Annotated in this window: 11 protein-coding genes and 1 pseudogene; 3 read left to right on the forward strand and 9 right to left on the reverse strand. The window is 72.1% G+C overall.

The window, feature by feature from the left end:
• Positions 1–1,179, reverse strand: a 1,179-nt coding sequence (locus tag ACIGYR_RS38865; RefSeq protein ID WP_400014466.1) for a helix-turn-helix transcriptional regulator, incomplete at its 3' end; no start/stop codon positions are given.
• Positions 1,180–1,344: 165 nt separating this feature from the next.
• Here ACIGYR_RS38865 and ACIGYR_RS38870 point away from each other — a divergent pair.
• The gene (locus ACIGYR_RS38870) at positions 1,345–1,569 is read left to right on the forward strand and encodes a DEAD/DEAH box helicase family protein (protein ID WP_399608848.1); all 225 of its coding nucleotides are present in this window, start codon (positions 1,345–1,347) and stop codon (positions 1,567–1,569) included.
• A 298-nt stretch (positions 1,570–1,867) separates the two neighbouring features.
• Here ACIGYR_RS38870 and ACIGYR_RS38875 read toward each other — a convergent pair whose 3' ends face one another.
• The 5 genes from ACIGYR_RS38875 to ACIGYR_RS38895 form a co-directional block, all read right to left on the reverse strand.
• Positions 1,868–2,245 (reverse strand): toxin Doc, encoded by a 378-nt coding sequence (locus ACIGYR_RS38875; RefSeq protein WP_362165613.1) that lies wholly within the window; start codon positions 2,243–2,245, stop codon positions 1,868–1,870.
• Positions 2,245–2,484 (reverse strand): hypothetical protein, encoded by a 240-nt coding sequence (locus ACIGYR_RS38880; protein WP_058084289.1) that lies wholly within the window; start codon positions 2,482–2,484, stop codon positions 2,245–2,247. Before ACIGYR_RS38880 ends, ACIGYR_RS38875 begins: the two co-directional genes overlap by 1 nt.
• 13 nt (positions 2,485–2,497) lie before the next feature.
• Complete coding sequence (locus ACIGYR_RS38885; protein WP_399608844.1) at positions 2,498–3,238, reverse strand: WhiB family transcriptional regulator; 741 nt, start codon at positions 3,236–3,238, stop codon at positions 2,498–2,500.
• A 95-nt stretch (positions 3,239–3,333) separates the two neighbouring features.
• Positions 3,334–3,627 (reverse strand): hypothetical protein, encoded by a 294-nt coding sequence (locus tag ACIGYR_RS38890; RefSeq protein ID WP_399608841.1) that lies wholly within the window; start codon positions 3,625–3,627, stop codon positions 3,334–3,336.
• A 301-nt stretch (positions 3,628–3,928) separates the two neighbouring features.
• Positions 3,929–4,804, reverse strand: a complete 876-nt coding sequence (locus ACIGYR_RS38895) for a hypothetical protein (protein WP_399608839.1) — start codon at positions 4,802–4,804, stop codon at positions 3,929–3,931.
• A gap of 1,436 nt (positions 4,805–6,240) precedes the next feature.
• On the opposite strand from ACIGYR_RS38895, the gene ACIGYR_RS38900 reads away from it, so the two are divergent.
• Positions 6,241–6,669, forward strand: a complete 429-nt coding sequence (locus ACIGYR_RS38900) for a hypothetical protein (RefSeq protein WP_399608836.1) — start codon at positions 6,241–6,243, stop codon at positions 6,667–6,669.
• Between the two features lie 260 nt (positions 6,670–6,929).
• Here ACIGYR_RS38900 and ACIGYR_RS38905 read toward each other — a convergent pair whose 3' ends face one another.
• Complete coding sequence (locus ACIGYR_RS38905) at positions 6,930–7,625, reverse strand: class I SAM-dependent methyltransferase (RefSeq protein WP_399608834.1); 696 nt, start codon at positions 7,623–7,625, stop codon at positions 6,930–6,932.
• A 103-nt stretch (positions 7,626–7,728) separates the two neighbouring features.
• Positions 7,729–8,193 carry a hypothetical protein gene (locus ACIGYR_RS38910; protein ID WP_399608831.1) on the reverse strand — a complete coding sequence of 155 codons (465 nt, stop codon included), beginning with the start codon at positions 8,191–8,193 and terminating at the stop codon, positions 7,729–7,731.
• 186 nt (positions 8,194–8,379) lie between these two features.
• Between ACIGYR_RS38910 and ACIGYR_RS38915 the strand changes: the two genes are divergently transcribed.
• Positions 8,380–9,666, forward strand: coding sequence for a transcriptional regulator (locus tag ACIGYR_RS38915; protein WP_399608828.1), 1,287 nt, complete (start codon positions 8,380–8,382; stop codon positions 9,664–9,666).
• Between the two features lie 148 nt (positions 9,667–9,814).
• Here the strand turns inward: ACIGYR_RS38915 and ACIGYR_RS38920 are convergent.
• Positions 9,815–9,950 (reverse strand): annotated as a pseudogene (locus ACIGYR_RS38920) (IS6 family transposase); the annotation flags it as partial.

A 9,950-nucleotide genomic window follows, 5' to 3' on the forward strand; every position in this document is an offset into this window, starting at 1 on the left:
GAGAACCGGGTGCCCGTCGGGCGCCTCGCAAGGGGCCGGGTCCATCGGCTCGGTACCGAGAGAGCCGGGCCGGTGCTCGGAGTGGCGCCGGCCGTCGGCGTCCGGCTCGCTCGCGCGGGTCGGTGGGTTGAGCGCGGTCATCAGCTGCAGCCCAGTGACGGCCGCAGACCCGACCGGGGTCATCACCCGCGTCGCGTACAGGCCCAGCACCCGGGCGAGTTCCGCCGGCTCCAGCTGGGCGGCGTGGCCCCAGGCGCGGTCATCGAGGGCGTGCCAGGAGGGAATGCACAGCTGCACGCATTGGCGCCGCCCGCCGTGGGCGGGGCGATAGATCCGCGCCCACGGCCCCAGCCCCCGCCGGGTCAGCTTCCACTCGGCACGCTCAAGCTGCTTGATGACCTTGTGCCCCTCCGGGAGCCGCCCGGCAAGCCGCTCCTCGTGCGACAGTGCGGCAGGCAGGCCATAGCGCTCGCACGCCGCCTCGGTGAGCACCAACAGCGGATCGGCGTCCTTCCCTGAGCCGTGCAGCCGCTCCGCCCCCAACTGCGCCTCGGCCAGCGTCCACTCGACCAGGGAAGGCAGTGACTTGGCGGGCACGTCGAGGATCAGTCCGCCGATGCCGTAGCCGGTCACGTTCCGGTCGGTGTCGGCGTCGAGGACGAGCAGCGGACCGTGCGCGTACGAGCCGCCGGCCGCAGGCGGATTGGCCGGGGCCGCCTTCTTCGCGCTCGGGCGGCGCGAGGTGGTCGTCGGCCGGGATGCGGGCGCCGGCCGGGACGTCGCGGCCGGGGCGGGAGGAGCGGGCGCCGTGGTGTCGGACGCGGTCGCGGCCGCGGCATCGGGCTCCGGGCCTGACGGCGAGGCCAGGGCCTTCGACGCTGCGGGGGGAGCGGTCTGCGGCGCAGCGGTGTCTTCCCGCGGTGCACCGGCGTTTTCCGTGGCGGGGTAGAGCTGTGCGAGCTGCTTGAGCAGGCGCGCGTACGCCTCCCGCTGCGGCGGCCGTGGCTCGGTCTTGCCCGTCTCCCAGTCGCCGACGGTCGCGCGCCGCACGCCCAGGGCGGCAGCTACTTCGTCGAGGGTGAGCGCATGAGCCTGGCGCAGCCGCCTGCGCTCCGCCGGCGGCGGCAGCGGCGACCGGGACGCCACCAGCGCGTCCACCGCGTCGAACAACTCGGACATGAAGCACCTCCGACCTCACCCTAACCGATGAACCGAGCTGACAACGCACTTTTAGCGCGCCTATGCCGTGCATTTTCCGTACGGCGGGGCTTGGGCGGGTGATACGGTGCCCGGACGGAAGGCCCACCGCCGACACCTTCCGCTTCCGGATCGAGGAAGAGCTGAATGACTGTGGCCCTTCCCGCCCAAGGCCGCCCCGGGCGGGCGGTACTCCATCCAGACCAGGCCGAAGCCGTCTCGCGCCTGGCAGGCCACCTGCACCGCCCGGGCACGCGCGGGCTGTATGTGTCGGCGACCGGGACCGGCAAGACACTCGTGTCGATCCGCGTGACCGACGAACTCGGCGGGGACTGGACGGCCGAGGACGCCGTCCCGGCCGTCCTGCTGTAGACGCCGGCGTCGTCGGGCGCGATGGGGGGACACAACTCGTGCGGCATGTCCTCTCAAAGAGACATCAATGTCAAGCAGAGGTGACATTTGCCGCGCCAGGCCTGGCCCTCTCCGCCGCGCAGGAGTTCGCGGCAGCGCCGCGGAGTGTGTCAGTCGGCCGGCCACGGCGGGTTCCAGTCCTCGTCGACGGCTTCCAGCGCCGCCCCTCCCACCCGGGGTTCCCCCAGCCAGCGTTCCCGGCCGCCTGCCTCGTGGAGGTTGCAGTGCTGCGCGCAACAGGGCCGGCCCGCCGCTTGGATCAGATGCGCCAGGACCGCAGGGCCTCGGCGACGGCGTAGACGCTCAGCCGGGTGTCCCGGACCTTTCTGACGAGGTCAGACAGGGCGCCGTAGGGAGGGTCGATGCCTTCGCCGGACTGATCCATGTACTGAGCGGCCACGAAAGCGGCGAAGAGGCTGTTGCGGTGGGGGAGTGGCTCCAGGCGCACGATCGTGTGCAGGAGCGCGGCCGCGCGCCAGGCGGCATCCGGGTCGGAGGCCTCAAGCGTCGGCATCCGGGTCTTGTGCCGGGCGACGGCCGCCACCAGCGCGGAGTAGTCGGTCACGCTCACGTCTTCATGCCCGAGGGCGGCCTCCTGGACGTCGAGGAGCCAGGAGACGTCGATGTGGACAACCATCAGGCAGCCGCAGCCCCGTCGCCGCGTTGAGAGGGCGGAATCTCCTCGGGGAACGCCTCGTCGAACTCCCCGCGCAGCCTGTCGGCCCAGGCGGTGGCGCCGGCGACGAACCGCTTGCGGTGCATCTCGCGTACACCGAGGTCGTGCAGGTACTGCTTGAGGCTCTTGCCCTCGGCGGCGGCGGCGGCCCGGACGCCTTCCATTTCCTCGTCGGAGAAGGACACGTTCAGTGATGGCATGACCCGATGGTACCTAGTTGGTACCATGCTCCTCAAGGCCGGTGAGCGTGGTCAGAAACAGCCAGACCATCACCGGCGCCTGGATGCGATGGAGGGCATCGGGGGCGCAGCAGCCGGGATGATGGCATGGGCGGCCGCCTGCCCGGCCAACCCGGGCCAGCGGCCGGCATCGATGCCGAGCACGCATGCCGGGCCGCGACCGCCGTGGCGGCCGCTGACGTTCGCGCGGGTCATCCCGTGCCGGCGACGACCCGGGGAGACCGCCGTGCTTTGCACGACATGTCGTCCTCTGGCCGCCGCCGCGCACGGACACACGACTCCTGCTGTATGCCGCACGCCCTGTCTTCCCCGGTTCGCCGGGCACTGCGCGCGGCGGGCGCCGCGACAGGGGGAGCGGGGGAGCGTGCGTCGGCGCCGGTGCCCGGCATCGTTGACGTAACTCGGTCGTTCGGCCTGTCTCGTCGTTGTGGTGTCTGGTCGCCGGGCTGGGTTCTGAGGTGGCTCGTCGTATGGCGCGGCGTTGGGCGGCGGTGGTGGCGCCCCAGATGCCGTCGTCCTCTCCATGAGCGAGTGCCCAGGTACGGCAGTCGATGATCACGGGACAGCGGCGGCATATTGCCCGGGCCAGGGAGGCCTCCGCGCCCGGAGCCGTGAGGTCGGCGAGAGGGAAGAAGATCTCGGGGTCTTCTCCCACACAGGCTGCTTGATCACGCCAGTCGGACTCTGCCGGCTCTCCGCTTGATATGCAGGTCATGATCAACTCCCCTTCCGGGCTGCCTGCACGGCGAACGGTGACCACGGCGCTGGTAGCGCGGTGGTTCCGGCAGAGGTTTGGAGAATATTAAACGATTACGTCACATATGCGGTAGGGGGTCTGCTCCGGGTACCGCTGTGGAGTGACTGGCCCTGGTAACGGCGCAGCGTGGCGGTCGTGCGGGCGGCTGGGACCCGGATGCGAGCGGCGGGCAGGCCGAACCGTTCGCACGCGGCCTCGGTGAGCGCCAGCAGCGGGTCGGCGTCCTTGCCCGAACCGTGCAGCCGCTCCGCACCGAGCTGAGCCTCGGTGAGCGTCCACTCGACCAGGGCGGGCAGGGACTTGGCGGGTACGTCCAAAATCAGACCGCCGACGCCGTAGCCGGTCACATTCCTGTGATTCTTCCTGGACATCGTCGATCGCAGCGCGCACGGCCACCAGATGGCGTCCGGCCGGGGATTCGGCGTTGCCTGTTGGCCGAGGTCCCGCGCACCCAGTGGCTCGAACGCCCGAGACCGGTCTCCGGGCCCAGGCGGTGGCCCGGGGCCGTCCCACCGGCCGAGGTCCGGGGACCCATGACCACGATGAGCACGGCGTGCCGTCGCCCCAGGTCGCCGATGCCCTGTCGCACTGCGGTCAGGGCCGGTGTGTTCGGCAGGAGCCACCCGTACTGGCGCCTCATCGGCCGCTTCAGCCGGCCGGGCTGGTGCGTAGTGCCTGGCGTATGCGGGGGTCGGCGGTGCGGTCGTCGGCGACGTGTTCGAGGTGCTGTGCGGAGTCTGGGTGGTCGCGCAGGACGGCGGCGATGACCGTTGCGGCCTGATGCTTCAGGGTGCGCAGCCAGGGGGAGATCTTGGCCTGGGCGCTCCACTGGTCCCAGGCGCCGTCCCAGGTGCACATGGTGTGGGCGGCCTCCTCCAGCAGGTCCCAGTCGCGGTGGTCGGCGGCGTAGGAGCAGATGCCGTGCAGCCAGATCACGACCGTCGCGGCGTCGCCGAACTGCACGATGTGGGTGTCGTCTCCGCCGACGTGTTCTGCCAGGGCGCGCAGGAGGTTGTGAGCTTGGGCGGGTTCTCGTGCGAGGGCCGGTCCGGCCTGCCGTGTGTCGAGGTGGGCGAGCACGCCGACGTGGAGTTCGTAGTCCTTGGGGTGGTCGCCGACCAGGGTCAGCAGGGCGTCTGCGGCGGCCGAGTCGCCGGTGCCGGCGGCTTCGAGCAGGGTCTGGGCGGCCGGGAGGGGGTCTTCGGGGATGGCCGCGTGTTCGCGGTCGATCAGAGCGAGGAGGTCGCTGACGGTCTGGGGGCGGCGTTGCGGATCCTGGTGGGTGGTGGCGCGGACGATGGTGCGCCACGGGCCGGGAGGGGGCAGCAGCGGCAGGTTGGTTTCCGGCAGCTTGCCGGTGAGGGCCCAGGCGATGACTCGGCCGATGCTGTAGATGTCGCTGGACCGCTCTGCGTACTCGGCCTGCGTCGGAGTGCTCTGTGCGAGGTCCTCGACCAGGCGGCGGATGGTGGTGCCGTGCTCGGCCGCCAGCTGGGCGAGCCGGTCCCGCGCGGCCGTGCTCACCTTGATGCTTGTCTCGTCTACCGGTAGAGGCGTGGCGGCCCTGACGCGGCACGCGCCGTACGGACGGAGGACCGAGCTGCCGGCGCACGCCCTGCGCCGGATGAGCGCGCGCAGTCCGCACGCAGTTAGTGCGCGAGATGTGCGCTTGGGCACAGGTGCTGGCGTGCCGCGGAAGCCCCGGCCGCCCGGCGCGGGAACGAGAGCGCCGAAACGGTCGGACGGCACATCGCCCGCACCGACAGGCTGCCGCCGGGCGGAGTGCCTTCCGGCACGCCCGGGTGCGGCGCCGGGAGCCACCGGTCGTGCGGGCTGCGGACCGCAGAGTGCCGCCGACTGTCAGCGCGATCACTGCGGGCGCGCCCGGCACGGAGGTCCCTGCCCATATCCGCAGTTCGGCCGCGGTTTGTCAGCGGCGCGTGCTATCTGCTGTTGGGACAGTTTCACTGCGCTGAGCGCCGCCAGATTTCCGGGAGTCATGAGCCGTGCCGTTCACCGCGCTGCACCCTGATGCCGGCCGACTGGATGCCACCCAGCCTGATCTCGGGTGCGCGATGGGTTGGGCCCAGGTCTACAAGGTGCGGCCCCGCGTTCCCTTGGCCTGCCCCGGGTGCGGGTGGGCCGTGCATGCCAAGCATTCCCCGCAAGGGGTGCGGTTCTTCTGCCACGACCCGGGCCGCGACGGCACCTGCGACCTGGGCGGCGAATCGTGGGAACACCACATGCTCAAGCTCGAGCTGGCCTCGGCGGTCCGCAGCGCCGGATGGCACGCCGCCCTCGAGGTGGCGGGAGGTGACGGTGCATGGCGCGCGGACGTGATGGGTCCGCACCCGACGGCGGCAGGCGCATCGCCTGGGAAGCGCAGCTCTCACCGATCACCGACCGGGACATCCTGGCCCGCACCGCCCGCTACGCATCCGAGGGCATCGGCGTGTGCTGGGTGTCCCCGGGCCCCCAGGCACCGCCGTGGATCGACGTGGTCCCGGCCGTACAGGTCAGCGCCCCCGACCAGCACGGGCAGTGTTGGAGGGTGGTCGACGGACTGGGAGGATTCGACGCCGCCGCCGGAACGTGGGAGTTCAAGCCGCAGGAGCTGGGGCGGTTCGTGAGATGGGTGCTGTCCGGCAGCGTCACCCCCGTCGCCAGCCTGCCGCACTACACGTCCGTACCACGCGGCTGCGGCCTCGGCCGCTACGTGCAGCGTCGCCTGTGGTGGACCTCCGCCCAGTCCGAGCGCGCGCAGAACGAACACGACCGCAGACGCCAGGAGCAGGCCGGACGGGCCGACAGAGCCCGCCGGGAGGCCGCGGACCGCCGCGCCGCACGCCAGCAGCAAGAGCTCCAGCGCAGGCAGCAACTCCAGCAGCGCCGCAAGAGTCAGCCCGCGCCGGACCCCGAAGACGAAGAGACCCGCCGCGCCCAGACAGGAGCAGCGGCGCTTGGAGCAGGTATGGCGGCGGCAGCGCGAGCAGGAGGCAGCGAAGCAGAAGGAGCTGGCCGGTCGGGCGTCGGAGGTGGCACGGGCGTGGTGGCAGGACGTGCAACCACGGCAGCGTGCCGAGCTATTTGCCGCGATCGCCGAACGGACCTGGCACGATGAAGAGGTATGGGTGGAGATCCCCGAGAGGCCGAAGGTGTCCGAGAGCTTCGCATACGGCATCCCGCTCTTCACGACGGGGCGGCTGCGCGCGCTGTACGGGATCGTGCGTCCCTGCCCCGAACTGGTCTGTCTGTCACCGCAGCTGGAGTTCCAGCACATCGTGGTGCGCGATGAGCAGGAAGCCCGTCAGCTGGCCGGGGCGATGTCGCCACGCGCCCGGATCACGAACCTCTGCCTCTCCAGCGACGCCACGGGCCGACCCGGGTAGACAGCCTGCGATGCCCGTCCCGCGCAGCCGGGCGGCCGAGGGGGGCCTGCGACCGTCATCCACGCGGCCGGCGCAGGTACCGGGCGAGGAGTTCGGTGACTGGCCGGCCGGCCACGCCGAGGCGGTGGCCGGGACCGGCCGCCCGGCCCTGGACGCGGTGCCGCGCCTGGTCACCCGCGGCGACGGGACCCTCACCACGGCCAAGCGCCGTGCTCACCCGGAACACAGCCGCCCATCCAGCGGGAGCGGCTGTTTGCGCGTCAGTGTCGAAGCGCGGTCACCAGGAGCGTGTCGGCGGCGCGCGGTCCGTCTGCGGCAGGCAGCGTCTCGGTGGTGATCTGGGTGAATCCGGCCTCGTCGAGGAGCTTGGTCCACACCTGCTCCTGGAGGACCCAGCGCCGCATGGCGGCCACCTCACCGTCCGGGGTCTTCGCCCCGATCTCGGTGTGCTGCACGTCGGGGTGAGCGGGGTCGCCGCCGAGGTGGTGGCCGAGGGTGGAGAACACCAGCCGTCCGCCGGGGCCCAGTGCGGCGGCCGCCGCGGGCAGCAGTGCGCGGGGATCGGTGAAGTCGACGGCGCCGAAGACGCTGTAGAGCACGTCGTAGGCGCCTGCCGTGGCGTACAGGTGCCGGGGCACGTCGCGGTGGACCAGGTGCAGCCGGGGTGCGAGGTGACCGTACAGGTCTTGAGCCATGGTGTGCTGGGCGGGTGAGGCGTCGACGGCGATGATGCGGGCGGGCTGGTGATGGACGGCCAGGTGAGCGGCGTGCCGGGCCGAGCCGGCGCCCAGGTCGCCGACACAGAGCCCGGTGATGTCGCCGAGGACTTCGGCCCCGGGCCCGCTGTCCTGGCCCCAGTCCCAGCGGAACGTGCCGGGCACGGTGCGGTCGGCGGCGTGGCGGGCGCGGCCGAAGTGATGCCAGAGGTCTGTGGAGGGGGTGGTCACTCCGCCCATCCTGACAGGGCGGCGTCGCCTGACGGGGCGGGTTCGCACCGAATCCCACCCAGGCGTGTGCCAACAGGCCCCGGCCGGGCGGCCGGGGCCTGTCAGCGCGCAGTCAGTGCGAGTCGTTGCCCGGGTGGCAGGGGCCGCACTGGGCGGCGTCCGTCCACAGCGGCAGGTCGACATCCCAGCCGTCGGCGGCGATCAGGTCCGCCGTCCGCAGCACCGAGCCGTCGCCTTTGAAGTCGAGCTCGGGGACGTGGTGGAGGAAGAACCCGTCGTTGAAGCGCTCACACAGCTCGAAGTAGGCGACGGTGTCGAGGATGACCGTGTGGACGCCGATGTCGACGAGCGTGCTCGGCGCAAGGCCGAGACGCTCGCCCCGGTGCCGCATGGCGGTCAGCAGGTAGGCGTAGCCCTGCCCGAGGACGCGGGCCGCCATGACGGAGTCGTAGGGGTAGTCCCGCATGAGGAGTCCGACCTGCTTGTCCCACAGGGCGGCCGGGACGACCTCGCGGGCGCAACGGGCCGGGCCGGTCGTCGGGCCGGCGGTCACAGCGGGTTCGGCGACGGTAGCCATGGTGCCTCCGATGAACGGTGCCCCGCGGCTCGGGGCGACGTGCCCAGCACACCGCGCTGCCCGGTCGCACAGTGGTCATCTGCCCTGTGATGCAACGCCTTTGCGCGGTGTGCAAGCGGTCTCGACGCCGCCCTGCGGCGCCCCCTACCGTGGGACGGCCCCGGTAGTGCGCTGTGGGAGGGTCCCGTGCCCGTACACCCGCTCTGGAACAGCACGACGGTACGCCAGTTGGCCGCACAGCGCCGTCCCGGCGCCCTGATCCGCCTCGGCCGTGAGTACCGCGCCTGGACCCTGGCCGTGCTCGGGGGGCGGATCGGCTGCTCCGCGGCCACCGTTTCGCGGCTGGAACGTCGCTCGTGGGTGGCCGACTTGACGCTGGTGCACTTGGCGGCGGCCGAGGTCGGCGTGCCCCGACACATCCTGATGACTTCTCTGGCGCCACCGGCCACGGCGGCACCGGCCGGCACTACAGTGACGGCCAGCCCGCGTGACGCCGAGGAGGACCCCATGCGCCGCCGCACGCTGCTCACCGCCACGGCGGCCGCCGGACCGGCCGCCCTGCTCACTGGGTTGGACGAGGCCCTCGCTGCCACCCCCGCGCCGACGAGCGGCCAGGGCCCCCTGGACGGCCGTCTGGCCACCGCCCGGGAGCTGTACGACAAGGGCGTGCACGGTCGGCTCCTGGCCGTGCTGCCCAGCCTCATCGCGGACGGACACCGCGTCGCCGCGTCCCGCCACGACCTCGACCAGGCCCGGCTGTCCTCGGTCTACACACTGGCCTCCTCGATCCTCAGCAAGGTCGGCGCCTACGACAAGGCGCGGCTCACCGCGGACCGGGCCCGGACCTGGGCCGAAGTATCCGGCTCCCCGCTCGCGGCGGCCGCCGCCGCCCGGGAACTGGCGATCGTGCTGCGCCACCAGGACCGCCACGGCGAGGCCCAGCGCCTGATGACCTCGGCGGCCGCTGACGTGGAGGCGACCGGCCTGCGCACCGACGCCTCGGCGGCCGCGTACGCACAGATGCTGTGCACGCTGGCCTACACGGCTGCGCGCGGCGGACAACGAGCGGAAGCGCTGGCCATGGTCGAAGAAGCCCGCCGCTCCGCCTGCCGACTGCCTCAGCTACCGCCGCCGGGCCGCCTGTTCCCCATCAGCCCGGCCGCCGTCGACCTGTACGCGGTCGGCGTGCACTGGGCCCTCGGTGACGCCGGCGCCGCGCTGGAGGCCGGAAAGGACCTTCGGCCCGCGCAGTTCCCGACCGCCGAGCGCAGGGCGAGGCTGGGCACGGACATGGCGCGGGCCTGGTGGGCGTGGCGGCGGCCCGAGCAGACCGCTCGCGCCCTGTTGGACGCATACCGGGCCAGCCCTGGCGAGGTCCGTGACCGGCCCGCGATCCGCAGCATCGTCACGGAGCTGGCCGAACAGCACCCGCACACCACCGGCGTGCGCGAGTTGTACGCCGCCGTGGGGTGAGACGCAGGGCATTCGAATAGTCTTGTCCTGTAGTGCCACCGGAAGTGAACCGCCGCGTTGCACCCGTCAACAGGGCGCTGTCACGTTGTTGGGTGGGTAGGTGTTGATGGCACGTCGTGGCGTGGTGGAGCCCGGTTCCGGGCTGTGGTCAGACCGCGGTGGCGAGCCCGGCGACGCCGGTGATCTGCGCCCAGATTGCGAAGCGGACGGTCATCTCGGCGCGGTAGTCGTGTGCAGGCATCAGATGGCGGCGGGGCCGGAAGTGGGGCGAGATACCACTGAAC

The sequence above is a fragment of the Streptomyces sp. NPDC053076 genome (assembly GCF_044546845.1).
In the GTDB taxonomy this organism is placed as follows: domain Bacteria; phylum Actinomycetota; class Actinomycetes; order Streptomycetales; family Streptomycetaceae; genus Streptomyces.